This window comes from Bacillus sp. FSL K6-6038, from assembly GCF_038050455.1.
GTDB lineage: Bacteria > Bacillota > Bacilli > Bacillales > Bacillaceae_G > Bacillus_A > Bacillus_A pseudomycoides.
This window is the reverse complement of the sequence record NZ_JBBOUH010000001.1, coordinates 4,750,711-4,776,014: the sequence shown is the minus strand read 5'-3', so window position 1 is coordinate 4,776,014 and position 25,304 is coordinate 4,750,711. Positions and strand designations below refer to the sequence as shown.

The 25,304-nt window shown below is 36.2% G+C and carries 29 protein-coding genes; 11 read left to right on the top strand and 18 right to left on the bottom strand.

Going from position 1 to position 25,304, the window contains the following annotated elements:
• The first annotated feature begins 190 nt into the window (after positions 1-190).
• Complete coding sequence (gene lipA, locus NSQ40_RS25260; RefSeq protein ID WP_003201659.1) at positions 191-1,087, top strand: lipoyl synthase; 897 nt, start codon at positions 191-193, stop codon at positions 1,085-1,087.
• Positions 1,088-1,184: 97 nt separating this feature from the next.
• Here lipA and NSQ40_RS25255 read toward each other — a convergent pair whose 3' ends face one another.
• The 4 genes from NSQ40_RS25255 to NSQ40_RS25240 form a co-directional block, all read right to left on the bottom strand.
• On the bottom strand, positions 1,185-1,661 hold the full coding sequence (locus tag NSQ40_RS25255) for a YbaK/EbsC family protein (RefSeq protein WP_003201661.1): 477 nt from the start codon (positions 1,659-1,661) through the stop codon (positions 1,185-1,187).
• A 19-nt stretch (positions 1,662-1,680) separates the two neighbouring features.
• Positions 1,681-2,391: an N-acetyltransferase gene (locus NSQ40_RS25250; RefSeq protein WP_003201663.1), complete on the bottom strand. Its 711-nt coding sequence runs from the start codon at positions 2,389-2,391 to the stop codon at positions 1,681-1,683.
• Positions 2,392-2,419: 28 nt separating this feature from the next.
• A complete protein-coding gene (locus NSQ40_RS25245) occupies positions 2,420-2,989 on the bottom strand; it encodes a histidine phosphatase family protein (protein WP_033797082.1) in 570 nt (189 codons plus the stop codon).
• Positions 2,990-3,078: 89 nt separating this feature from the next.
• On the bottom strand, positions 3,079-3,858 hold the full coding sequence (locus NSQ40_RS25240) for a YhfC family intramembrane metalloprotease (RefSeq protein ID WP_098114379.1): 780 nt from the start codon (positions 3,856-3,858) through the stop codon (positions 3,079-3,081).
• Positions 3,859-4,025: 167 nt separating this feature from the next.
• On the opposite strand from NSQ40_RS25240, the gene NSQ40_RS25235 reads away from it, so the two are divergent.
• Positions 4,026-4,760, top strand: a complete 735-nt coding sequence (locus tag NSQ40_RS25235; RefSeq protein WP_098159244.1) for a MerR family transcriptional regulator — start codon at positions 4,026-4,028, stop codon at positions 4,758-4,760.
• 40 nt (positions 4,761-4,800) lie between these two features.
• On the opposite strand, the gene NSQ40_RS25230 is transcribed toward NSQ40_RS25235, so the two are convergent.
• Positions 4,801-5,379, bottom strand: coding sequence for a YhcN/YlaJ family sporulation lipoprotein (locus tag NSQ40_RS25230; RefSeq protein ID WP_016112382.1), 579 nt, complete (start codon positions 5,377-5,379; stop codon positions 4,801-4,803).
• A gap of 148 nt (positions 5,380-5,527) precedes the next feature.
• Between NSQ40_RS25230 and NSQ40_RS25225 the strand changes: the two genes are divergently transcribed.
• Positions 5,528-5,800, top strand: coding sequence for a YutD family protein (locus NSQ40_RS25225; RefSeq protein ID WP_371393953.1), 273 nt, complete (start codon positions 5,528-5,530; stop codon positions 5,798-5,800).
• A gap of 42 nt (positions 5,801-5,842) precedes the next feature.
• On the opposite strand, the gene NSQ40_RS25220 is transcribed toward NSQ40_RS25225, so the two are convergent.
• From NSQ40_RS25220 to glpX, 4 genes are all read right to left on the bottom strand, one after another.
• The gene (locus tag NSQ40_RS25220) at positions 5,843-6,358 is read right to left on the bottom strand and encodes a GNAT family N-acetyltransferase (RefSeq protein WP_018767370.1); all 516 of its coding nucleotides are present in this window, start codon (positions 6,356-6,358) and stop codon (positions 5,843-5,845) included.
• A gap of 11 nt (positions 6,359-6,369) precedes the next feature.
• Positions 6,370-6,870 (bottom strand): S4 domain-containing protein, encoded by a 501-nt coding sequence (locus NSQ40_RS25215; RefSeq protein WP_098159243.1) that lies wholly within the window; start codon positions 6,868-6,870, stop codon positions 6,370-6,372.
• A 375-nt stretch (positions 6,871-7,245) separates the two neighbouring features.
• Positions 7,246-7,512 carry a DUF3055 domain-containing protein gene (locus NSQ40_RS25210; protein WP_003208880.1) on the bottom strand — a complete coding sequence of 89 codons (267 nt, stop codon included), beginning with the start codon at positions 7,510-7,512 and terminating at the stop codon, positions 7,246-7,248.
• Positions 7,513-7,530: 18 nt separating this feature from the next.
• Entirely contained in the window at positions 7,531-8,502 is a 972-nt protein-coding gene (glpX, locus tag NSQ40_RS25205; protein ID WP_003201496.1) for a class II fructose-bisphosphatase, read from the bottom strand.
• Between the two features lie 147 nt (positions 8,503-8,649).
• On the opposite strand from glpX, the gene NSQ40_RS25200 reads away from it, so the two are divergent.
• From NSQ40_RS25200 to NSQ40_RS25190, 3 genes are all read left to right on the top strand, one after another.
• Positions 8,650-9,090: a DUF86 domain-containing protein gene (locus NSQ40_RS25200; RefSeq protein WP_003201498.1), complete on the top strand. Its 441-nt coding sequence runs from the start codon at positions 8,650-8,652 to the stop codon at positions 9,088-9,090.
• Positions 9,091-9,171: 81 nt separating this feature from the next.
• Positions 9,172-9,804: a helix-turn-helix transcriptional regulator gene (locus NSQ40_RS25195; protein WP_003208884.1), complete on the top strand. Its 633-nt coding sequence runs from the start codon at positions 9,172-9,174 to the stop codon at positions 9,802-9,804.
• A 98-nt stretch (positions 9,805-9,902) separates the two neighbouring features.
• Entirely contained in the window at positions 9,903-10,667 is a 765-nt protein-coding gene (locus tag NSQ40_RS25190) for a TIGR01457 family HAD-type hydrolase (protein WP_098114382.1), read from the top strand.
• Positions 10,668-11,236: 569 nt separating this feature from the next.
• Here the strand turns inward: NSQ40_RS25190 and NSQ40_RS25185 are convergent.
• A complete protein-coding gene (locus NSQ40_RS25185) occupies positions 11,237-11,821 on the bottom strand; it encodes an NAD(P)H-dependent oxidoreductase (protein WP_098159241.1) in 585 nt (194 codons plus the stop codon).
• Between the two features lie 264 nt (positions 11,822-12,085).
• On the opposite strand from NSQ40_RS25185, the gene NSQ40_RS25180 reads away from it, so the two are divergent.
• From NSQ40_RS25180 to NSQ40_RS25165, 4 genes are all read left to right on the top strand, one after another.
• Entirely contained in the window at positions 12,086-12,874 is a 789-nt protein-coding gene (locus NSQ40_RS25180) for an ABC transporter ATP-binding protein (RefSeq protein WP_003201505.1), read from the top strand.
• Complete coding sequence (locus NSQ40_RS25175; RefSeq protein WP_098159240.1) at positions 12,858-15,431, top strand: FtsX-like permease family protein; 2,574 nt, start codon at positions 12,858-12,860, stop codon at positions 15,429-15,431. The genes NSQ40_RS25180 and NSQ40_RS25175 overlap by 17 nt, the downstream gene beginning before the upstream one ends.
• A gap of 163 nt (positions 15,432-15,594) precedes the next feature.
• Positions 15,595-16,134, top strand: a complete 540-nt coding sequence (locus tag NSQ40_RS25170; protein WP_003208889.1) for a hypothetical protein — start codon at positions 15,595-15,597, stop codon at positions 16,132-16,134.
• Positions 16,135-16,158: 24 nt separating this feature from the next.
• The gene (locus tag NSQ40_RS25165; protein WP_003208890.1) at positions 16,159-16,422 is read left to right on the top strand and encodes a response regulator transcription factor; all 264 of its coding nucleotides are present in this window, start codon (positions 16,159-16,161) and stop codon (positions 16,420-16,422) included.
• Between the two features lie 49 nt (positions 16,423-16,471).
• Here NSQ40_RS25165 and NSQ40_RS25160 read toward each other — a convergent pair whose 3' ends face one another.
• Genes NSQ40_RS25160 through NSQ40_RS25130 form a run of 7 tightly spaced genes read right to left on the bottom strand, consistent with a single transcriptional unit; the run spans position 16,472 to position 24,215 of the window.
• Positions 16,472-17,767, bottom strand: a complete 1,296-nt coding sequence (locus NSQ40_RS25160) for a helix-turn-helix transcriptional regulator (protein ID WP_033797877.1) — start codon at positions 17,765-17,767, stop codon at positions 16,472-16,474.
• Positions 17,764-18,432 carry a vWA domain-containing protein gene (locus NSQ40_RS25155; RefSeq protein WP_003201514.1) on the bottom strand — a complete coding sequence of 223 codons (669 nt, stop codon included), beginning with the start codon at positions 18,430-18,432 and terminating at the stop codon, positions 17,764-17,766. The genes NSQ40_RS25160 and NSQ40_RS25155 overlap by 4 nt, the downstream gene beginning before the upstream one ends.
• Positions 18,433-18,492: 60 nt before the next feature.
• Positions 18,493-19,305: an HAD family hydrolase gene (locus NSQ40_RS25150; protein WP_018782862.1), complete on the bottom strand. Its 813-nt coding sequence runs from the start codon at positions 19,303-19,305 to the stop codon at positions 18,493-18,495.
• On the bottom strand, positions 19,302-20,420 hold the full coding sequence (locus NSQ40_RS25145; protein WP_033796514.1) for a cysteine protease StiP family protein: 1,119 nt from the start codon (positions 20,418-20,420) through the stop codon (positions 19,302-19,304). Before NSQ40_RS25145 ends, NSQ40_RS25150 begins: the two co-directional genes overlap by 4 nt.
• Positions 20,417-21,805 carry a phosphoribosyltransferase family protein gene (locus tag NSQ40_RS25140; protein ID WP_041488597.1) on the bottom strand — a complete coding sequence of 463 codons (1,389 nt, stop codon included), beginning with the start codon at positions 21,803-21,805 and terminating at the stop codon, positions 20,417-20,419. The genes NSQ40_RS25145 and NSQ40_RS25140 overlap by 4 nt, the downstream gene beginning before the upstream one ends.
• Positions 21,732-22,946, bottom strand: a complete 1,215-nt coding sequence (locus NSQ40_RS25135) for an HpcH/HpaI aldolase/citrate lyase family protein (RefSeq protein WP_003201524.1) — start codon at positions 22,944-22,946, stop codon at positions 21,732-21,734. Before NSQ40_RS25135 ends, NSQ40_RS25140 begins: the two co-directional genes overlap by 74 nt.
• Before the next feature lie 12 nt (positions 22,947-22,958).
• On the bottom strand, positions 22,959-24,215 hold the full coding sequence (locus NSQ40_RS25130) for a TerD family protein (RefSeq protein WP_003208896.1): 1,257 nt from the start codon (positions 24,213-24,215) through the stop codon (positions 22,959-22,961).
• Between the two features lie 165 nt (positions 24,216-24,380).
• Here NSQ40_RS25130 and NSQ40_RS25125 point away from each other — a divergent pair, with 165 nt between their 5' ends.
• Positions 24,381-24,866 (top strand): GNAT family N-acetyltransferase, encoded by a 486-nt coding sequence (locus tag NSQ40_RS25125; protein WP_016112364.1) that lies wholly within the window; start codon positions 24,381-24,383, stop codon positions 24,864-24,866.
• 157 nt (positions 24,867-25,023) lie between these two features.
• On the opposite strand, the gene NSQ40_RS25120 is transcribed toward NSQ40_RS25125, so the two are convergent.
• Positions 25,024-25,299, bottom strand: a complete 276-nt coding sequence (locus tag NSQ40_RS25120; protein WP_003201532.1) for a stage V sporulation protein S — start codon at positions 25,297-25,299, stop codon at positions 25,024-25,026.
• Positions 25,300-25,304 lie beyond the last annotated feature (5 nt).

The following is a 25,304-nucleotide window of genomic DNA, read 5'->3' as shown; positions in this document are numbered from 1 at the left end:
AAAAATAAACTCCTTTCACAACATCACTCTTTTTAGTGTGGGATATACGAGATATTTCATTATAGTAAATCATTGGTAAAAATTCTTGGAATCTTCATTTGAGCAAATCGCTTTCATACGTTAGAATAGATATGTTACATTGAAAGAAGCGAACACGGTAAACTATTTCATATTGTGCGGAGTTGATAACATGACAAAACAAACAGAATATAAGCGCAAGCCCGAATGGTTGAAAATTAAGTTAAATACAAATGAAAACTATACAGGCTTAAAGAAAATGATGCGTTCTAAGCAGTTACATACCGTTTGTGAAGAGGCGAAATGTCCGAATATTCACGAATGCTGGGCTGTAAGAAAAACAGCAACGTTTATGATTTTAGGTGCGGTTTGTACACGCGCTTGTCGTTTTTGTGCGGTTAAAACAGGCTTACCAACGGAGCTTGATTTACAAGAGCCAGAACGCGTAGCAGATTCTGTAGTACACATGGGCTTAAAACACGTTGTTATAACAGCGGTTGCACGTGATGATTTGAAAGATGGCGGAGCTGCTGTTTTTGCTGAAACAGTGCGCGCTGTTCGTCGCAAAAATCCATTCACGTCTATTGAAGTACTGCCATCTGATATGGGCGGGGTAGAAGAAAATTTAAAAATGTTAATGGATGCAAAACCGGATATTTTAAACCATAACATTGAAACAGTACGTCGATTATCTGACCGAGTTCGCGCTAGAGCAAAATATGATCGTTCATTAGAGTTTTTACGTCGTGCAAAAGAAATGCAACCTGATATTCCAACTAAATCTAGCATTATGGTGGGACTGGGTGAAACAAGAGAAGATTTAATTGAAGCAATGGACGACTTACGTGCGAACAATGTGGATATTTTAACACTTGGACAATACCTACAACCATCTAAAAAGCATTTACCAGTTATTAAATACTACACACCAGCTGAATTTGCAGAGTTAAAAGAAATTGCTCTTAGCAAAGGATTTAGCCACTGTGAAGCTGGCCCGCTTGTTCGTTCTTCTTACCATGCAGATGAGCAAGTACGTTCTGCAAAAGAAAATACAGCACAAGCAAAATAATAGTAAAAAATCCTTCTTAGCGTGAAAACTAAGAAGGATTTTTTTACTTCAAACACAACTAAATAGGAAACAATAAAGGAAGTTTTACCGCAGTTTTTCAATTTGTTTTTCTATATTCTAAAACGGTATTTTGACATGTGGATAAAATCTTTTTCAATTCTTCTGTGGATAATTCAATTGTAAATTCCGGAACACCCGGTGTAATTAAAATTTTGTCATAGGCATAGACGGAACTATCCACAATAATTGTTACATTCTGTGAATAGCCAAAAGGAGCGACGCATCCCGGAATACATCCTGTTTGTTCTCTTAGTTCATCAGGTGAACAAATTGATAAGCGCTGCCCCGTGATTTCCTTCATTTCGTTTCTCTCGAGACGAGTTCCTTCCAATGTGAAGAAAACGTAATAGGATCCAGATTTTGATTTTAAAAATAAGCTTTTACTTGGAGCACCCTGCAAGCCAAGGCGTTCACGAACAACACGATCTGTCTCATAATCGAGAACTGGTTCATGTTCAAATTTTTCATAAGAAACATTTGTCTTATGTAATAAAGAGATTACTTCTTCGTACATATTTTTGTAATGCTCCTTTCTATATTTGCTGCATGTTCATCATGACTTTTTCAAATTTTTTTGCACTTAAAATTTCATGTGTTAAAAATTCTCCGTTATAAAAAGCTCCGTATGTCGTGAAGGCACAAGGAGCATGCTGCGCATCTTCTCGCGATGTCAACTGAATGCATTTGAAAGGGATGTGATATTGCTGAGTGATATTGGCTAATTCTTGATGAATGTAATAATCAGTATAAGGACACTGATTTGTATAATAGACAACCAAGCCGTTTTGATTTGGAATCTTCATGTCCTTGGCGCTTGCTGTGAAATGTGGTGAAGGAGCATTTGGATCAAGTTTGTATACAAGTAATTCAAAATAAGGCGGTGCTGTATCACATACTTGAAACCCTTTTTTCTTTAAGTAGCCGCCATCTGATAAATAGGGGCGTTTTTTCTTGCTTGAAATAACAACGATTCCATGCTTTCCTTTCGCTTTAGAATCTTGCATACATTCTTCTAAGAGCTGTGCACCATAGCCTTGCCCTTTAAAACGCCCCGATACCCAAAAGCAATTGATGAATGTGTATCCTGGTGCAGAGATAGGCACCCATGCATACTCAGCTGGAAGGTGTTCAATGAACACCTTTCCTTTTACATCTAGCTTTTTAAACATAAGTCCTTCTTCAAATCGATCCTTTAGCCACTCTTTTTTTAGCTCGACACCACGTTTCACTTTTTTGTCTGACATTGCACAGCAGATATGTTCTTGTTCAATATTATCTCGTGTAACAATTTTCAACGGTCTTCCCCCACAATCTGTGGATTGTCGTTTGTTCATCAATTGTAATTTCGTAAATATCAGGATTGCTTAAGTTTTTCCATTCTAAAAAACCAATCCGATTATCAAAGTACTTTAAAATGAGCGTTAATAAATTTCCATGTGTAACAAGTAATGTTACTTGGTGTTCTTGTTGTAAAATATCTTGAATAAGCGATGCAACGCGGTCCATCGCTTGTTTTGTTGACTCTCCGCCTAAAAAGGCAATATCTATATTTGTAAAAGTATATTCTAGTTTTTGTAGCCAATCTTCCATTGGATTATTGCTTAATATGCGTTCCTCTAGGCGCTCATCTTCGCCTACGGGTAGATTGGTTCGTAATGCAAATGGTGCAATGGATTGAATGGCTCGAGTAAAAGGACTTGAAATAATGGACTCTATTTGCAGGTTATTTTGTATGAGAAAATCAGCAAGAAAGTGTGCTTGCTTTTCTCCTGCAATTGTTAGTGCTGCATCTCGTTCTTGTCCAGTTGCTGAGCAGTGACGTACTACGATAAGTTTTTTCAAAATCCATCCCTCATTTTTTAAGTTGACCATACATACTTCGACAAATAGGAAAAAAATCCTCTATACAAAAAAAGCTAAGCCGCATGGACTTAGCTTTTTTCGGATTCAATTGTTAATTTGTCTTTCATTTTACGAATAAGAATGAAAGCGCAAATTGTAAAAATAAGCGTGATTCCTTCTGCAACAAATATGTTGATAACTTGCTTTTGATAAAGAGCTGCAAAGAAGTCTATAAATGCATGGAACAAGCCGGCATATATAACAAAAATATATTTCTTATGTTTTACGCCGTATAATACAAGCATTGAGAAGGCGATTTGTAAGACCAAAGCTAAGATTCTTTCTAAGCTACCAAGTAGGTAGAGATAGGAAGGAGTGCTAAGTAATAAATCTTGTACTTGACTGAGCTGAGGGGCCTTTTCAATAAGTTTTGAAAAACTTCCATTATTGATTGAAATAGCAAAGTATAGAGTTTGAAGACTAGCTAGAGCCCCAATTGAAATAGATTCAATCCCTCCGTGTCCAATTCCATATGCTAAACCATCTTTATATTCTTGATATTTCTTAAGTAAATAGAAGAAGGCTATGAATCGACCTGCTTCTTCAAAGATAGCGGCAGTAAGTCCACCATAGATGGCATAAAGAAATGGGTTTTTCAATATTTCCGATGTTGTAGGATTGCCCAGCATAAATACGTGAAAAGGTGTTTCGAGAATTTGTGAAAATCCAATAAAGATAAGAACCCCAACACCAACAACTTTCCAGTTTATATGATATTTTTTTCGAAAATAAACAAGTACGATAATTGGAACTAGAACCGAAATCGCTAGTTGCATAATCATACTGGTAATTACAGCATTTGAAACCATATTTTTCACCGCTTTCTAATATATGTACATATATATTATGCCTGAATTTTAAGGGAATGTGGAGTGGAGGAGTTTTTAGTCATAAAAAACACATAATTTAATAATCATTTTTTATTGACTCTCACGTTACGTAATACTTTATTGTATGTATGAAGGGAGGCGAAACAATGACAATGAGGGTAAAAGAAGTAGCTGATTTAGTTGGTATTAGTGTGCGCACACTGCATCATTATGATGAAATTGGGTTGTTAACCCCAGACGAGACGACAGAGTCAGGGTATCGTCTGTATTCCAATGAAAATCTAGAGACATTGCAGCAAATTTTATTTTTTAAAGAGCTTGGCTTCCCTTTAAAGAAGATTAAGGAAATTATCATGAGTCCTTCATTTGACCGGGAAGAAGCGCTTCAATTGCATAAGAAAATGCTGCTCGAGAAGCGAGCTAGACTGGATAAGGTGATTGCGACAATTGATAAGACAATTAAGCATACAAAAGGAGAGATTCAAATGACGAATAAAGAAAAATTTGAAGGATTTGATTTCAGTCAAAACCCATATGAGCAAGAAGCACGTGAGAGATGGGGAGACGAAGCTATGGATAAAGCGAATAAGACAGCAGCTGGCATGCCTAAAGAAAAGCAAGAAGAGTTTAATGGCATTTATAGAAAGCTGGCTACACTTCGAAATGGCGCGCCTGATTCTAAAGAAGCACAAGAAGCAATCCAAGAATGGTACGATTACTTGCAAAACTTCGGTCAATATTCATTAGAGACATTCAAAGGATTAGGTCAAATGTATGTAGATGATGAACGTTTTACAAAAAATATTGACCAATTTGGAGAAGGTTTAGCACAGTTTATGTGCGATGCAATGGCGGTATACGCAGATAACCGTAAAAAATAAAAAAGATGGGGCTGTCTCAAGTGGGCAGCCGCCATCTTTTTTATTTTTTAAGCATGTCATTTAATGTTTGATTCTGCGTATTATTCAAATGCGGATTTTTCCCCATTTCACGTTTTAGCATATCAAGGCTTTGTTCATATTCTTTATTGTTTAATGTACCAGATTGCAGACCTTGAATTTGCGTGATCAATTTTTGGTCTGTTGATACATATGCTTTATAATAGCGAGGAACGATGGATAAAGCCGTTTTATATACTTGATCTGTTACAAGAGCAGGATCGTTTGTTTTTGCTTTGTATACAACAAATACTTCGTCATCGGTCACAAGTGTAGCAGCATTTGTGACATCTGGAAGATTTACTGTCATACTTGTAATCATTTCAGCCACCTTCTCGCGGTTAATGGCACCCACTTGTTTGTTAGATACTTCATGTTTTTGTTTAGAGGAGTATCCGACTCTTGTAAGCTTTGTATTTGTATTTTCTGTATGATACATGTCGTTTTTATTGGAGACAAGAACGCGGCTGCCTTTTTCATGTTCCATTTCAGCTTTATTTGTCGAGTAGCAACCTACAAATAAAGAGAGCGTGAGAAGAGAGAGTATCATTTGTTTTTTCAAGATGTATCACCTCCTTCTCCATAGCATTTACTACTTTTCAATTTTTTGTATTTGAAATTGTTGGTTGTTAGGCTTTGTGATACGATAAAAAGAAGAATGCTTAGAAAGGAAGTTAATGATGGAGCAAAAGCAGGAGATACATGCTACAATGAGCATTAATAATGTTCAATACGAAGTAATTAAAGACTATCGTAACGGTTTTCGTGAAGAAGCATTTAAAGAGCGCTATGCAGAAATTTTAAATAAATATGATTATATCGTTGGTGACTGGGGATACGAACAACTCAGATTGCGCGGTTTTTTTGATGATAGTAACCAACGTGCGACATATGATACGAAAATTAGTACATTATCGGAGTACTTATACGAGTACTGTAATTTTGGTTGTGCACACTTTGTATTACGAAAAGTGAAGAAGTAAAAAGAATTCCTCTTACGATAGGCGTAAGAGGAATTCTTTTTTTTAATCAAGTATTTTTTCATAGCAGTTATACCAATTATAGGGCTTTGGTTTACTTGGAAAATAAACAGCGCCCCGGCATATATAATTATTTGTTTCGTATAAACGTAAGGAAACAGGATTACCTGTGAAAGCATCTAAGCGTATCCCGGTATAGTTCTTTTGCTGTGCTTCATTTTCCCAAAAGGATAATAGTTCTTTACTATATCCTTTTCCTTGTGCGACTGGATGGATGACAAAAGAGTGGACAATGAGAAAACGTCCTTCCGTTTTTGACCAGTCAATAAGCGTATACTCTGGGGACTGCCATTCATTCAAAATGACGGCACCAACGATTGAATCATCTTTACATAGACAATAGAGTTCATTATTTTCTAAGTGGTAGGAAATTGTTTCTCGCGTCGGATAAGAGTCATCCCATTGGTAAATTTGTTTTTGGAGTAGGTCCGTTTTACACTGCTCATACATATCATCTAACTCATCTAATAGGTTAAGTGTACCTTTTGTTATTTTTAGCATATGTGTCCCCTTTACAAGCAAATTGAAATAAGATCACCTTCAGAAAGCGTTGTATGTGGTTTCATCTTCTGTCCATTCAACTGAATGTGTCCGTTTTTTATTCTGTCTACAATCGCGGTGCGGCTCCAATCTGAAATATACGTAGCGAGTGCTTTATCCATGCGATGAGAGCCAAAAACTGTTTCTAATACAATGGCTAATTCTGTAGTGCCAGCTTCTTTATATTGCATAATCGAGATAGTAGTGATCATCTCACCTTGTTCTTTTTGAAACACATCGATCGTTTCGACATGATCAGAAAAAGACTTATAAATGTGAAGTTTCTTGTTCCACGTATGTCCTTTCGGGCATTTATAAATGGCAAAGCGGTAAATATTTTTTCCGTTTGCGTTATGCCTACGAATGTTCGTATCAATAAAAAGGGTGGTATGCCCGCAATTTTTACAATGCTTTTCGACTATCGTTTCAAATTCATTTTCATATAAATTCCAAGAAAGTTGTACTTTCTGCATTTTCCTTCACCTCGTTTGATGGTAAAGGAACGTAAGACAGCTATTTGGATGTCTTGCAGTATGAATGGGAAAGAAATAGGCAAAAATAAAAGGAGGTTCTCCCTTAAGAGGAACCTCCGTAAAACATCATACTACAGATGTGCTACGTTCCTTTGTAATGGGAAATGAACAGACTACTCCCTTGACAAAGCACATAGCTTTTTTGAGAGTAATGCTATTCAATTGCTGATCCATTACAAAGTAAATGTTGGCATACGTAGTAGACGTCCTTTCTTCCAAATAGATTTGTTCATAAGTATAACATAAAAGATTGAAAATTCAAAACGTCGTTATGTATAAAAAACACCAGCTATCAAGGTAGCTGGTGCCATAATATTATATAAGTTCAAATAAGAATGAGCGAAGTTCTTCTGCAATCTCTTCAGAGACAGAAAAAGCGTGCTCTAAGTAGCCAGGTTCGTTTAAATCGTCAGTGCCGATGATTGCAAATTTATTACGCTGCATATCAAGGACAATTGTTTTACCGTAATGGCGATCGGAATATAAAAGCGCTAAATCGTGGCGCTCATTTTCTCCCATAAAGCTAACGAAACGCGTTTTTGTATCGACTGTATCGTCGTAAAGAAAGAAACGTTCTTCCATACTACACAGGCTCCTTTTTTAAATATCTAAGTTTAAGTGAGGCTTATGATCTAAATGGTGATGTGTTTTAATAAAGCGTACTGTTCTTGTTTTGTAGCGCATAACGATAGAATATGTTTCTGCTAAATCTCCGCCAAGGAATTTCACACCATCTAATAACTCGCCAGCAGATACGCCTGTTGCTGAGAAGATTGCGTCGTCACCAGATACTAAGTCATCTAACATAAGAAGTTGACGAGGGTCTTCTAATCCCATTTTACGGCAACGTGCTTCTTCTTCTTCGTTCATTGGAACTAAGCGTGCTTGCATTTCGCCTTCAAGACATTTTAGTGCCGCTGCAGAGATAACGCCTTCTGGAGCGCCGCCAATACCAACGAATAAGTCAATACCTGTTCCTGGAAGAGCTGTTGCGATTGACGCACCAACATCTCCATCACCGAATAGTTTTACACGTGCACCTTTTGCGCGAATACGGTCAATAATATCTTGATGACGTTCACGTTCTTGGATGATAACCGTTAGGTCACGAATTTTCTTATTGTTTGCTTCTGCTACAATTTCAATTGTTTTTTCAATTGGATCATCTAAGCTAATCTTACCAGCTGCTTTTGGACCAACCGCGATTTTTTCCATGTACATATCCGGAGCATGAAGAAGGTTTCCTTTATCTGCGACTGCAATAACTGCCATTGCATTTGCAAGACCTTTTGCAACGATGTTTGTCCCTTCTAATGGATCAACGGCGATATCTACTTCTGGACCGTTACCTGTTCCTAGTTCTTCACCAATATATAACATTGGTGCTTCATCAAGTTCTCCTTCACCAATTACAACAGTACCTGCCATGTTTACTGAATCAAACATATCACGCATAGCGGTAGTTGCTGCATCATCTGCTTCGTTTTTCTTTCCGCGGCCCATCCATTGTGCGGATGCTAAGGCTGCTGCTTCTGTTACACGGACAATTTCTAATGCGAGTTCACGTTCCAAGGTGACATTCCTCCAATTTCAAAAATCATACAGTTATAACTATAACAAATAACGCGTGAAAGGTGAATTCGAAAAATTGTCGATTTTTTCAGAAGAAACGGTTACAATTAAAATGTAAATGCTTTAATTTCCAGGTAGGTGACATTCATGTACTTTGTAGACAGAAAAAAAATAGAGCAAATGTTAGCATGTTTAGAACAAGTAGTAGATACATTTCAAGAGAAGCAAGAATATGAAACGGATTTTGAATATTACGCATTAGAGCGTATGTCGCATCTCATCATTGATTGCATACTAGATGTTGGAAATGCAATGATTGATGGATTTATTATGCGTGATCCAGGGAGTTATGAAGATATTATTGATATTTTAATGGACGAAAAAGTCATAAGTGAGGAAGAAGGAAAAGGGATAAAAGAAGTGATTGTTCTTCGGAAAATGCTTATGCAAGATTATATTCAAATGAACCATGAAGAATTATATACAACGATTCAAAAACAAATTGCCGTGGTACAAAAATACCCTGCGAATATTCGCCGTTACTTAGAAAAGGAATTAGGGCCTGTATCTGCATTTGTAGCAGAATAAGCGCATGGATAAGATCCCCATTAACCTTTTTGGGGGTCTTTTTTGTCTAGGGGAACGGCTCAAAAGGGAGAAGGATGAGAAATGGAGGAAGCACGTACAACGAAGGAAGAAATTGTACAGCTTTTAAAAATAAATGGTGAACAAACAGTTGCATCGTTAGCTGAATCTTTAGAGATTACGGAGATGGCAGTACGTCGTCATTTAAGTAAGCTTGAGAAAGAAAAAATTATTCAGTCGAAAATGGTGCGTCAACATGTGGGAAGGCCAACATATGTATACGACCTAAGTCAAAAAGGAGAAGATTCGTTTCCGAAAGATTATAAGCAATTTGCTTTAGAAGTGTTAGAGGATTTAGAGTCAATCGGTGATGAAACACTTGTTAATGCTATTTTAAAAGCGAGAACGAATCGGATGGAGGAGCAATTACAAAAGCGAATCAGCAGACAAGATAATGTATGGCAGAAGCTTCGGGAAGTTGCTGTTATCCAAGAGAAAAAGGGATATATGGTACAAGTGAAGCAAGAGGGAGAAAACTCGTACATATTACAAAAACAAAATTGTCCATTAAAGGCTGTTGCTGAAAAATATCCACAGCTTTGTTTGGAGGAAGAAAACATGTATAAGCGGTTGTTTTCTGATGAAAATGTGAAAGTGTTATCAAATATGTGCAATGGTGACTGTCACTGTTCGTATCACATACAAGAGAAAAAATGAACGTTATGGGACGCTTTTAGACAAAGCGTTTTTTTCTTTGGAAAAAGCGGTTAATATAAGAAGGGTATGAACGCTAGACAAAAAGGAGAGACAGATGGATGTATAAAGGCTATTTAATCGACTTAGATGGTACAATGTATCGCGGTGAAGAACAAATTGAAGAAGCAAGCGACTTTGTAAAAGCACTACAGGAGCGCGGCATTCCCTATTTGTTTGTAACGAATAACTCAACGCGTAAACCAGAGCAAGTGGCAGAAAAGCTTGTTCGTTTCGATATTCCAGCTAAACCAGAGAAAGTATTTACAACAAGCATGGCAACAGCAAACTTTATTTATGAGCGTAAACAAGATGCGTCTGTGTATATGATTGGTGAAGAAGGATTACATGACGCACTTGTAGAAAAAGGATTCAAGCTTGTGGATGAAAACCCTGACTTCGTCGTTGTTGGATTAGATCGCGAAATTACATATGAAAAGCTAGCGAAAGCATGTCTTGCAGTACGTAATGGTGCGACATTTATTTCAACAAATGGAGATATTGCCATTCCAACTGAGCGTGGTTTATTACCTGGAAACGGTTCCTTAACATCTGTTGTTACAGTATCAACAGGTGTAGAGCCAATCTTTATCGGAAAACCAGAATCCATTATTATGGAACAAGCACTAAAAGTACTTGGCATGGCGAAAGAAGAAGCGCTAATGGTTGGGGATAACTATGATACTGACATTTTAGCGGGGATAAATGCTGGTATGCATACACTTCTTGTCCACACTGGAGTCACAACTGTGGAGAAGTTAACAGAGTATGACGTGCAGCCAACACAAGTTGTGCATAACTTGACAGAGTGGATTGAGAAGATGTAATAGTGAACAGGCAATCTTTTAGATTGCTTGTTTTTTTCTGAATGAAGGCTGTAATTCGATTTAAGTAGGGATGGGCGTAAGTGTATATTAAAATTACATTCATTGTTTAAATTATAGAAAAAGACCTGCTCACTCATCGTTAATCAACATACAGTAATGTAAATCCGTCAAAATATCCACAGCTTACTGTTTTGAGCACTTACTAAAGTAGGGATTATACAGCTGTTGGGAAGGTGGATTTAGCTGCTGAAAAACACTCACTTGAGTGTCTTTTTTACTTTAATAATATTTTTTATAAATGGATTTGCGAGAAGGGGAAGGGATATGGATCATACGATTACATTCAATTTTGGAATATCCATAGTAATTATTCTATTCGTTTTGTTTGTACTAGCTATATGCGGATGTTAAAAAGACACCCTTTCGAGTGTCTTTTTTTGACTTGAAAACCACATATGTATTAGGACTCTCATCCTATTTGCTATTTTACCATGTTCAGTCATATCCGTTATTGAGAAAATTAAATCAGCATGTCACTCTGCGTTAACCTCACTGATGGAAGTTTCATCTTACCCTAATAAACGATTCACTACTTCTTCTACTTCTTCAAGATATTGTTTTCTCGCGCCGTCATCCACAGAAGGGACACTCGTATAGAATGTGTGCTCTAACGTTTCAATTCCTGTAAATTCAAAGATTCCAGCATCAGTTGTTTTCTTCATTGCATCAAACATACCGCTTGCTGTATAAGCTTCTTTTGTATTTCCCATTGTGGATAGTAGCAATCTTTTTTTACTGCTTAGTAACGTTTCAATTCCATTTTCACCATAAGCGTACGCAAAGCCGTGGCTAAATACACGATCAACATATCCTTTTAAGATTGCTGGAAGACCTGCCCACGACACTGGATAAATAAATGTGATGTTATCAGCCCAAGTGATATGTTCTTGTTCTTCTTTAATATCAGCTGGTGTATTTCCTTGAGAAAAGGAAACAAAATCAGAAGCTGCTAATACTGGATTGAAATTTAGTTCATATAAATCGCGAACACGTACTTCATGACCTTTTTCTTCAAGTTCATCTTTTACAGTCTCTAAAATCGCATGATTGAAGCTTTGTGGATTTGGGTGTGCATAAACGATTAGATGTTTCATGTTTATTCCTCTTATTTGTGGATATGTTGATAGTTTTTGTTGATTTTAAAATAAAATCCTTTTGTAATTATTGTTGTTACAGATTGTGGGTAAAGTCAAGAAATTCAAATTCTTATTAGAAAATGTGAGATGTGCTATTTTGCGAAGTGTGTTTCAAAATATATTTATATTACAATACAAGTAAAGTGTGATAGGAAGATTGGTTTCGCAGCAGAATATATATTTAATATAAAGATAATTAAATGAAAAAAAGGGGTATAAAAAATGAATATCATTGAAATTGAAGGGGTAGAAAAATCATTTGATATTGGTGATAGTAAGGTAAAGATATTAAAGAGGATTAATCTCCAAATCCAAAAAGGTGATTTCGTTTGTATTATGGGAGCGAGTGGGTCGGGGAAAACCACTCTTTTACAGTTGCTTGGAGGATTAGATATTCCGACGACGGGAAGCATTCGAGTAGATGGTACTGAAATTTCATCATTAAAAGAAAAAGAACTCGCGTTGTTTCGGAGGCATAAAATAGGTTTTATTTTTCAGCAGTTTAATTTAATACCAGTATTTAATGCGGAAGAAAATGTGGGATTACCGTTACTGTTAGATAATGTCCCGCAGAAGAAGGCGACAACAGCGGCAAAGCGTTTATTAGAGCTTGTTGGTTTAAAAGGGAAAGAACAGTACTTACCATCGCAATTATCAGGTGGCCAGCAGCAAAGGGTTGCCATTGCGAGAGCATTTGCCAATGAACCAGCTATTATATTAGCAGATGAACCGACAGGAGCGTTGGATTCTGAAAATAGCAAAAATATCATTGCGGCTCTTCGTAATGCTTGTGATGAATTGGGGCAAACGGCAGTTGTTGTCACGCATGACCCGTTTGTAGCCGCTCATGCAGATAAAGTTGTTTTCTTACTAGATGGTGAAGTAATTCATGAACATGCCGAAAGTAAAGGATGGAAATTCCGGCATATTCCGCAGCAAGTTACGCACATTCAAGAGATTATGAATCGGCACTTTAAGGTAGGTGATAAGAGCGATGTCTTGGATAATTAAATATGCGGCCAAGTCTATTAGGCAGAATTGGCTAAGGAACATGTTAATCGCTCTTGGGGCTGCTTTAGGCGTTATGTTAGCAACAATGTTACTACTAGGAAATCAGTCTGTAGAACAAAGTGTTAAAGAGCAGGTTGTGAGTCGTTATGGTGATTATGATTTGCAACTTGGTTATATTAAAAATGATGTGTATTTAAAAGATAAAAAATTAAAAGAACTGAACGGTCTTGAAAGTGCGGAAAAAATATCAAAAGTACTTATCCCTTATCCGTTACCAAATTATAAAGAGCTTTCTGGCAAACCATCGTATTGGGGCGTGGAACAAGATTCTCCCGATATGCGTTCTTATAAAATTACAGAAGGGCGATATCCGAAAGAAGGGGCGGAAGTAGCACTTACGAAAGGGTATACAGATCGAGAAAATATAAAAGTAGGAGATATGATTCGTCTGCCTTTTCCACCGCATGGTGAAAAAAATGTGAGAGTTGTAGGGATTTTGAATCCACCATTGATGGCAGCAATGGGACATAGCGCATATTTTCCGATTGCTTGGATGCAAAAGGAATTAAACTTACAAGGTCAATTTAACCTTGTTCAAGTGAAAACATCTGATGCGAATATAAAAAGAATGATCGCTAGTGATGCGAATGAGAAACTTGAAAATATTAAAATAGATCAGCGTACATATGTAGATAAAGCATTAGAAAGATTAAATGTGATGAAGCCATTAGTCTTTAGTTTAGGCGGAATTGCTTTATTTGTTGTAGCGCTTTTGATTATGGGAAGCTTCTTCTTATCTGTAAGAAGTCGCTTTAAACAATGGGCTTTATTACGTGCGATTGGTAGTAATCCAAATCAAGTCATTTTCATTGTTTTATTAGAAGCATTATGTATTGGAACGATTGGTTCGTTAGTAGGAGTTGTACTTGGTGCTAGCACACATCAGCTCGCAGCTTCTTTTATTAACAAGTGGGTGAATGTAGAAAGTACAGGGCAAGAATCATTTTCTATTTCATTTGAGATTTTATTCATTACATTTTTACTAGGGATTATCATGTCTGTAATAGGTGCAGCCATACCGGCATTTATGGTAAGAAAAATACCACCAGTTCAAGCTTTAAGACCAGGACTTCCGAGCAATCAAAAGAAAGAACGGAAATGGAGTATCTTTAGTCTTATTGTTTTAATGGCAGGTATCGTAATTGGTTTAAGTGGAACAGTTGTTGAAAAATATACTGGCTTTAATCTAAGTGCGATTGGAGCAATTTTATTTGCAATTGGTTTATTGTTTACAATCCCATTGTTGATTCGTGTGATTACGTCAGTTATCGCTAAACCATTTCAAACGATATTTCGCATTGAGACAACAATTAGTAGCCGAAATGTCATTCGTTATCGTAAAAAGGCAGCTGTTTCAGTCGCAATTCTAGCATTTGGATTTATGTTATCGCTAGTTGGAACGATGTATGTGAATGCGATGTACGAAGGAATGAAGCAAGGATTACAAAAGAATTTACCAGCAGATTTAGTCATTCGTGTTCCAATGGAGTCACAAGGAATTGAAAATATCCCATTTAATTGGCTAGGAAAGATACAAGACGTTGAAGGGGTAAAAGAAATTGTCGGAGCAGCCTCTGATTCCACATCTAAACTTGTAAATTATGACTTTAAAGAAGCAAATCAAGAATGGTACGAATTTATGAAGAAAAATAAATATAATTATGATGCGATGGAAGTTGTGGGTACTGATATTACAGCGTTTCAAAAGGTGACCAAGATGAAAGTTATTTCTGGTCAAAACTTGAGTACTCCATTAAAAGATGGAGAAGGAGTAATTACAAAAGAAACAGCAAAAAATTTAGGGATTAAGCTACATGATACGCTTGAAGTGCAAGGGAAAGGGAAGCAAAAACAGTCTATTAAAGTCGTTTCTATTATCGAGAAAAACTTGAGAATGCAAAGTACTTATGTCTTCGTAAATGAACAATGGGCGCGAAATATGTTTCATGTAAAAGGATATGAATCGATTCAAATTATGACAGACTCTAAGGTACCTTTTGAAACAATTAAGAAGAAAGTAACAAAGATAACAAATGGTAAAGATAATATAGAGGTTATAAATAGTACCGATTTATTAAAAGAGCAAGAACAATTGTTATCTCAAATGGTTATGCTCATTCGTTTATTGGTTGTAATTATTTTTGTTATTTCGGGTATTGGCTTAATGAATGCGATTGTGGCAAGTTTACATGAAAGACGCGCTGAAATAAGTATGATTCGTGCAGTAGGAGCAATTCCTGGGCAAATGCGAAGAATTGTATGGCTAGAAGGTACATTACTCGGTGCAATAGCTGGATGTATAGGAATTGGAGGCGGTGTGATTTTTAGCTATATTGTCTTAACGAGTTTAGAACTAACCGTTATTACGATTCCATACAATCAAGTTTTATTACTGGCTGCAGCGAGCGTTATACTCGGAACAAGTGCAGCAATGATTGCTTCATCCCAGTTAAGAAAATTTAAACTAAGTGATACGCTCAAGGAATTATCAGCGTAAGAAAGACCGCTTTTATAGCGGTTTTTTTTTGTGAGTTTGGTTAAATCGTTCTATGAAATAATAAAAATTACTTCTGTTTTTTCAGTATTTTTAACTACTATAAATTAACTAACTCCACGTTATAAAGTAATAGTAAGGACTTGAAAGTGGAGGTGATCCATTCATGATTCATAACGAATTATTCATTAGAAACGAACAGACGGTTAGATTGTATCAGCGTATTATTTCGGACAAACTTTTTTCATTGCATGATAAAGGTGATGGAAAGGTATTGAATGTCCATATTAATATTTTGGCTCAGTTGTTGTATGAAGCATTTAAAGAAATCGATTTAACCAATTCTCCTGTTGTTCCCGTTCTTATTATTTCTAACCCTGTAGCAGTTCAAAGTATTTATGTTCCAGGGATATATACAATGAATTTTGTTTGTGATGAGTTCATGTATATTTGTGATGTTGATCGTCTTCAAAATGAGGTTGCAACATTAGCAATCGGCTATACAATCCAGCATAGTAGACTTGAGCGATTATTAGATAAAGAGGTAGAAAAAATGCTTCTGTATATGATTAAGAGAATAAAGAAATTTTTGGATATCCATGGTGAGTTAACATGTTCTTTTGAAATTGCTGTTAAGGAAGATGTTTTATTATATGAGAACAATCTATCTCCCGTTTTTTTATGTCAATGGATTGTAAATCGATAGGAGTAGAGGAAGGAGAATGAAAAAATGAGTGTCAGATTAAGTGCAAAAGAAAAAGAAGTAGCCATTCTCGTCTCAAACGGAATGAAGGATAAAGAAATTGCTCAAACGTTGTATATTAGCCGGAGAAGGGTAGGGGAGATAATAGCTTCTATTAAAGAAAAATGGAACATTCATCATCGTGTAGAAATTGGAATTCGGGCCTACTATTATGGGCTAATTACGATAGAAATCGCTCCTAGAGAAGAGAATTGTTCACAGAGGATAAAACAGAAGAGTTTTGTTTTTTAATTACAATTTTCGCCCTCTTTGATTGTGTGCAAAGAGGGGAAATGTCATTTTAGAAATTAGTTTGAAAATCTTCTATATCAAGGTCGCATTGTAAGGCGATTTTAAAATATTTTGCTCCTAATTTATAAGCACGTAATTCATAAAAATGATCTCCTAATTCAGTAGCTAGCTTTTTAACCTGTATATATTGTCTGTTACCCATTCCAAAATCAATAATTCTCTGCATTTCTTTCTCGTAGCCCTGATGGTCACCTTGAAGCTTATAGAGATGCGCTTTATATGTATAAATTTCGATATAAACAGAAGGCATATCGTAAGTTTCTAAGATTTTGATGGCTTCCGGCATGACTTTATTGATTTGCTCCCATTCTTTTAAATGTAAGTAAATTTCAATAAGGCTTCGCAATGCGTAAATATTTGACTCTTGCTGATTAATTGCTATATTTATTTTCAAGGAATGCTTGAAGTGTTGAATTGCTGTATCGAATTCTTCTAACCCTTGATATACTCTTCCGTAATTGTAATAAATCATTGCAAAATACATAGCAGGATCGTGAAGTTCTTTTACATATTGTTCAGCTTCTTTTAAGTATTGTAAGGATTCTTCGTATCTTTCATCGAGATGATATTGTACAGCAATTGTAATAAGCGTATCTGATATGAAAACTTTGTTATTTAACTTGCTATATATTTCATATGCTTTTTTTGAATATTTCCGGCTCACACTTTGGTTTTTAATGAGACGTTGTTTAACTAGGCTCATATTATAGTATAAATTAGCTCTTTGTAAGTTTTCTTCCGTAGTTAATAATTGATTTGCCTGCTCGTAGTATTCATTTGTTTTAATAAAATCTTGTTTCATATAAAAATAATTACCACATGCTATGTAATAATAGGAAAAGTCTTCAGCAAACATTTGATTAGGCTGATTAGGTATTAAATTTATTGCTTGTTGATAAATGGAATCACCTTTTTTGGGTGAACTAGTACGAGCGTAATAATGGAGTAGTACACCAAAAATATGTAAAAGAATTGGGAGTGGATGCATTTCCCGAGTATGTAACTCTAAAAAAGAAATTTCACTTTCAGTCAATTTGTTATTCTCTTTATAGTTTATCGTAATCGCTATTATATCTGCCTCAAAGTCAGTTTTACTTTGCTCTGTGAGATAATCCACACTAATATCCAGTTTGGCTGAAACCTTCTCTAAAAAAGAATGAGAAGGTTTTGCCGTTCCATTTTCAACTCGACTTAAATATGGAATAGAACAAATTTCATTTACTAATTCCCCTTGTGTCATTTCGCGATGTATCCGGATTTGGCGTATCTTTTCTCCTATTTTCAAAGTATCACCTTTTTCTCCTTCGCTTCTTTTATCCACATCGGAAGTTCATTCAACAAATTGTTATACAACGTTTCATCTGTTGTTTTTTCGATATCGCGAATGTAGAAGAAGTTTGCGTTATCAATGAAACGCCCTTCCATTTCGTCAAGCTTTCTAAGAACGTCGAATTTGCCGTTTCCAATTCCAACAAACTGCCAAAAAATCGGTTGGTTAGAAGAGAATACAACCGGTTTTTGAATTCCTTTTTTACAGCCTCCATCGTTAATAAAAATAACAAAGGCAGGCTCTGTGCTTTTTTCTTCAATCGTATATTTTTTTATGATATCTTCCATTACTTGTGGCTCATCATTTCGGCCAAATTTATGAATGGAAGTGTTATTTAAAATATGTTTTTCAACATAACCAGCAAAATCTTTTTCGGTAACGGCTGGTAATCTTGAAAACTCATTATCGTACACCCAAATATCTAATGAACCATCATCATCGAATTGACTTGCTACAGCAAGAACACGTTCAACAACTTCTTGGACAGTACCGTTTTTATAAAGTGTTCGCATAGACCCAGAAATGTCTAATACGAGCGCAACTTTTGCGACAACGCCTGTTAATTTCTTTTTCTCTAATACAACGCGTACTGCTTCTTTTCTTAAAGTAATTGTACTCAAGTATAATCGCTCCTTTTTTTATCATGTAACAAAGATGCCGGTTCTTGAAGTATGTATAGATTACGCAGTAGGAAGAGAACTATGGACCATTTGAAGTGCTTTACTTACAATTTCCTCCGCTGCATATATACCAATTTCATTTGTTCTTACAATATGGGGTAATAAACTCCCCTGTTTTGTTTCAAGTTCACCATGAAGAGGTGCGATTGCATGATTCGCCCTTTCTAACATGCATAGATCAAGTAAGGAATCTCCAGCAGTAATTACGGTTTTTTCCTGAAGTTTTTCTTGTACATACTGAACGGCATCCCATTTGTTCACAGGCTTTGGCACAAAATATAATTTTCTGCCTTGCAATGAATGAGTCCATCCTTGTTTATCGAGCCAAGTGGTGAATGATTGTAATTCGTCGTATGGAATATTGTCACGCTTAATGATGCAGTAGTGAAATAAATCATCAGCTGTTTTTTGTGAAATGACCCATTCTTCATGAGAAATATTTTGAAATTCTGTTAGAACATCTTCTTTTTCCATGCATGCTACTAATCGCTCCGTTTGTATGTTTTCCCAAGTGTCATCTAGCTTACCGTTATGAAGGATATTACCGCCATTGCTTGTAATCGCATATTCCGGAATGACTTCTGTTTGAAATAGTGTAATACGTTGAAACTGTTCAATCGTTCGAGTTGTAACTGGGATGAATTGTGCTTGTAATTGTAGTTGTTTTAATAAAGAAATCGTTTTGTGTGTGATAAAAGAAATCTCTTTCCCATCTAAAGTCTCGATGAGCTTAATATGTTCGTCTTCTATGTTAGCTCGAAATGATTTCCGAGAATAAATGAGCGTTTGATCAAGATCGCTTGCAAAAATCATGAAGACGTCCTCCTTAGAGGTTTAATTATGCCGCAGCACGAATACGTCATATCTTTATAGATTTCTACTGGCACATTTTTTTCTTTTGCTAAAAGTAAAATGTGCTTTAAATCTGGATTGTTTTCGCCCTGGATTAAAATTTTCCATGGTACTCGTCTTAGTAAAACACGCGTTGTTTCTCCAACTCCTGGTTTAATTAAGTTTATATTTTCTATTCCAAAATGCTTTTGAATAGAGGCGATGTCTTGCATACCTTGCCAAGATGGTTCTGTATAGGTAGCAATAATGTGTTCTAGTTGCGTTGTTACGTCAGCGCTAATGGAAGGGAATAACGCTGTGATTTTTTCAATAAAGAAGTTAGATAAATCTTCTGTTTCTAGTTCTCGATAATATTTGGCGCCGTGGAAATCATTTGGACCAATATAAGTTTCATTTAAAACAGTGCGGCTGATTAACCCTGATACGGTCGCGTTTAAACAAGCGCTTGGAATGAGAAAATCTTCTCGTGTTCCATATATAGAAGTACAATGGCCCGGATCAGCAAGAACTGCCATGCAGTCTGAAATATATTCATGATTCTTTTCGTTAAATGTATACACAGATTGGCGTAGTTCTTTTTTTATCGCACCTTTTCCAGTCCAGCCATCAATGAACTGAATGGTTTGATTTGGATGGTGCTTCAAAATATAATGAAGGGCATTTTCATCGATGCCGCGGCCACGAATAATGGAAATACAATAATGCGGCAAGTCAAGATTATATTGATAGCGAATGTATCGTTTTATTAAAACACCTATTGGTGTACCGGCCCTCGCTAGTGAAACAAGAATAAGCTTCTTTCCTTTCGTTTTTATAATTTGCTCGGCTACTACACCGGCTGCAATGGCTAGTTTACGTTTGTATTGCTCGAGTGAAGCAAAAAATAAATCCATATAAGGTTTAGATGGTTTATATTCAATTGGAAGCATTTCAGAGTAATGTGTGCCCGATTGAATTGCTCGTTCTCTTTCTTCTGTTACGCTTTCTTCTATGACATCACTAATATCTTTTAATAGAAAAATAGCATCCTCTTTCGCATAACTACCGATAAGCTGTAATGTTTTGGGCTCGGTCATATTTCTTCACCCTCACTTTCTACTAAACCTTTAAATGAAACGATATGAATGAGTGGAATAACTGTTTGTAATTGTGTAAGAAGGGGATGGAAAGCATCTTCCTGTAAATCACGCTCTATAAAAAGAAAGACTTCATCGTAGTCCCCAGGCTGGATATTATAAAAATAACTTGTAACTACTTTATCTTCAGGGCTTTCATAGGAAAAACGACTATGAATAGCGTATTGTACATCACCCGCGTAAGGATGAATAGGACTTCGTGTTGTTGATTGATAGGAAATGTTTTCTCCCATTTCAGCTGCGATTCGCATTGGAAGATACATAAACTCGCCAGTTCCTAAGCAGAGTGTCTGTTGACCTTTTCGATTTTTCCTTAAATCATGACCAATCTTTTTAGCAAAAGAGTGGATACACTTTTGATCATCGGATGAAATGCCAAAACGTCCTGTGTAGTTTATGTAACTGACATCATGGTTTATAGATGTATAAGGTAAAATAGGACATGAAATCATATGTTTTTCTATCTTAGACTCTATTGATTTATAAACTGTCTCATCATGTGAAGAAGAAGTAGTAACAGGACTACCAATTACGTCGATTGAACCGCTTAATAGAGAAATCACATGAATCGTAATATCAAGTTCTTGCTCGAGTTCTGTAAATTGTTTTTGATGCGCATCTGAGCGCCAATCTAATAAAGAAGCAATAATATATTCTTTTCTTGGAAACTTTTCTTGAATAGATCGAATGATATTAAGTGCGGTTTTTCCTGTTGTCATTTCATCATCCACAAGGACGATGGGCTGTTCATTTTGAAAATAGCTTTTGTCCACATAGCAACGATGTGATGTCGCGTGAGAATGTTCCTCTTCGAATGTAATGATAGGATCGATTTGTGAGATCATCTCCCTTGTTGTATGAACATATTTTGCATTTTGAAAACATTGAAACATCGAGTGGCCTAATGCGGTAGCTGTTTCTGCAAATCCGATAAATAATACTTCTTTTTCTAGAGGGAATTGATACTGGAGAATTGCCTCTAGCTCATTATTGGTACTGTCTTTAGAAGAAATCAGGTTAAGAATTTCTTTTTGATATGGATGATTTGTACGATGTAGCACTTCCATATATCTTGCAGCAAGAGCACAGCCTCCAGCTAAAGAGATTGCAGGTAGAACAGGAAGATGTTTTCCTAAAATGGTACTCACAAATAAAAAGCCGCGCCTCTTATTCATTCTTGCGGCCATTTGAAATAGTTGATCTGGTAATAACAAATATGGATTATGTAGCACATCTATATGAACTGTTATTTTATTTAAAATGTGGTACGTGTACGTTTTGTTTTGACTTTTCGGTAAGGAGATCGAAGAAAGTTTGTTGTTCATGTAGCACCCCATAAATATTAGATTTCAGAAGTGTTTTACGCGCCCAATTATAATGTGGCTTCACTTCATTCATTTTGTTAGAAAAGCTGCTTTTCATAACGCCGTTATACGTCTGAGCAGCTTCAAAAACAGCTTTTGCATCTAAATAATCTTCTAGTGTTACAACGTGCAAGGCTTGTACGAGTTTAATGTGAGAAGGATGAATGACCGTTTTTCCAATTAATCCATTTGCTTGATCGAGCAATACTTCATGAATGAGCCCGTCCTCATAACGATGAAGCATTTCCTCACGCATTGTTACTCCAGCGCTTCCGAATGATTTACGGAACGGTGTTTGCCGAAGCTGTGGTTTTAGTACGCGCTGCCTGTTTCCGAAGTACTCCCACACAGGACCAGATATAACGTATTCATCTGCCTTTCTAGAAAAAATATTAATAATATCAGAAATACAATCACGAATAACAGCAATATCATAGATTGTCGTATCTTTATTTCGGCGAATGCCAAATATGCCAGAAAAGTCGGTGGCACCAATTCGTACGTTCAAAATGAAAGCGCGATAAGAATCTAGGATTGCTTTAATTGCTAGTAACGTATCAATACGAGTTTCTTTATAAATAATTTCAGGAGACTCTAAAATAGGCATCCCGTAAAGTGAAAGTGAATATGTTTCGTTTATATCCTGTAGTTCATGAATGTAAGACATTCCGTTCGCAGGTGTGAATTTAGGAAAGACAAAACCGCTCATACAATGAACGGCGCTACCTAGTTCATGAATGAGTGAACGCATCTGTTTCGGTTCACGAATCCGGATAAAGAGAAGTGGCACGTCTGATGGAAGAAGCCTGTTTGCATCAATCATATGAGCCAGTAGTTGCATTTGTATGACGACATTTTGCTCGGCAAGTTTCACATCTCCATCACTAATGGAATCTTCTAAACAAAGTACGATTGATGTAGCACCTTCGTGCTTTTTCGCGGCAATATCCACTGCGATTGTATCCTTTGTACCAGGTGTGTATAGAGTAGCACCTAATGCGTAAGCCAATTGTTCTTTTGTGATATCTTTGGAAAAGGTTATTGGCTCTTGATAGAAAAGTTTTTTCTTTTCTTCAGAAGACAGATAGGAAAAATGCTTCAAGTTGTCACCACCTTATTTTGAACCTGCGACCCAGTTCATGTTCCATTTGTAATGCCGATCCATTTCTAGGTGCCCTCTAAAATATTTCACAAGCCTTTGTACTTTGAATGTCTCATCATTTACATTTTCGAGCATTGCAATTGCACATGTGTTGAAACCGTTACGGTGCTCATCCATTTTTACAATAATATCTGGGCCATTTTCCTGTTTTAATGTGACAATACCATCAACCTGTGACCAGTTAGCTACACCTTCATAAATATAAGAGAAAATTAATATTCTTTTTATTTCATGAATCATGTCTCCGTTAATACGTAAATTTTCTCCTTTATTTGAAGCACCTGTGCGATCGTCTTGATCTAAATGAATGTAAGGCTCGTTATAAAATGAACCAAATATATTTCCAAGTGGTTGTACAATACCTTTCCAACCATCTTTAAATTCAAACAAACAGCCTAAATCTAAATCTATTTGAGGGGAGCTATTTGCAGTTAAGGATGAAAAAAATCCTTTTTGTTTTGGTGTACTTTGTTTACCCCAGTTTAAGTTCACTGCAATTTCGCCAAGAGGCTTGTCCGTTTTTTGTAAGTTGATCGTATCTCCAGATTTCTTTAATTCAATTTTAGTAAGGTTAATACTTTTTGAAATAGGAGAAGGTGCAGCGGTTGTCTTTGCAAAAAAATCAGGTGGTGTATGGGATAAACCAAATTGTTTAGAAAGTTCGATAAGTCCGCCTTGCACACCGCGACCGATGGCACCAAATTTCCATTCTCCTTTGTAACGATAGACTTCACAGGCGATTAGTGCAGTTTCGGATGAGAATTGTTCTTCCAGATTATAGCGGAACATTTCGTCATTGTTTGCGGAGTTTAGAATGCGGACGTAAGAGTGAGCTATTTGTCCAAATGTTTGCAGACGAGTTTGTGCTTCGTGAATCGTAATAGTGAAAATAATACGTTCAATATGAGATGGGAGTTTGGAAAGGGAGATGGAAATTTCCTCGTCATCGCCAGATCCTGCTCCTGTACGATTGTCTGATGAAAGTGTAATCGCATCTTGTAAAGCAGATTGCTGTTTATAAAATATAATATGGTCTGTTGTTGTTAAGCGTCCATTTGCATCTAATAAAAAAGCAGCAGCATCTAAATCGAATGCATGTGAATTTGAATTTGTAGGAAGATCCCAGCCGAGACCTATTTTTATATGAGTTAATGTAGGATTTGTTTTTGTTAAATCTACCTTTTGTCCTTTACATAACTGTAGGGGCATTTTGATTTCACCTCTTTTAGAATAGTTAATCCAATCGTAACATGCTAAGAAAAGTTTTCCAATTTAGTATTTTAAAAATTTACAAACTTTTCAAAAACAAAGTGAGATAATAAGATAAATGTAGAAATTTGTTAGGGAATTGTTTTTTTGAAAGGAAGAAGAAAAATGAATATACACAAACTAACAGAGGCAGAAGCAAAAGAAATCAATACATGGCAGTATGAGGAACTATATTCGTTATACAGCTTTTCAGGCAGTGAAGAGACAATAGAAGAACTATTAGATGGTACATATTATGGCTGTTGTAATGAACATGGAGAATTAATAGGTTATTTTTGTTTTGGTGAAAACGCACAAGTGCCAGGGGGAAGAGATGCGGAGTTATACGTGGGAGAAGATACTGTAGATATTGGGCTTGGAATGAAGCCAGAGCTAACGGGGCGGGGGCTGGGGAAAGCCTTTTTGCAAGCTGGAATAAATTTGGCGGAAGAGCAAATCCAACCGGATAGACTTCGTTTAAGTGTTGCAGGTTTTAATAAACGTGCAATAAGGTTATATCAACAGGTAGGTTTTGTAGCAGAAAAAACTTTTGATGATAGAGGAAGAGAGTTTATTTTGATGACATATTCCTGTAGGAAGAAGAGAAACTGAAGAATTGATACAATAGGGAAAAGACTGATTGTTATCAGTCTTTTCATATATCATTTAACAATTGGTATTTATGAATCTAATAAAAGAATGCAGTTGAGCGGGGATGTTCTTTCATAATTTTTGTATGGATGGTTTGAATGATAAGCTATCATTTTTTCTACGATCTAATTTTTCTAGGGCCTACAATTAATTTGATTGCTGTACTTTTCTCGTTATTGATTGTGATGTCTGTAAATGCTGGAATGAGAACAAGGTCAATGCCGCTAGGAGCTACGAATCCTCTTGCAATAGCAACGGCTTTAACTGCTTGATTTAAAGCACCAGCTCCAACTACTTGAATTTCTGTACTACCTTTTTCTCTTAATACACCGGCAATGGCACCTGCAACTGAATTGGGATTGGATTTTGATGATACTTTTAAAATATTATCCATATAAA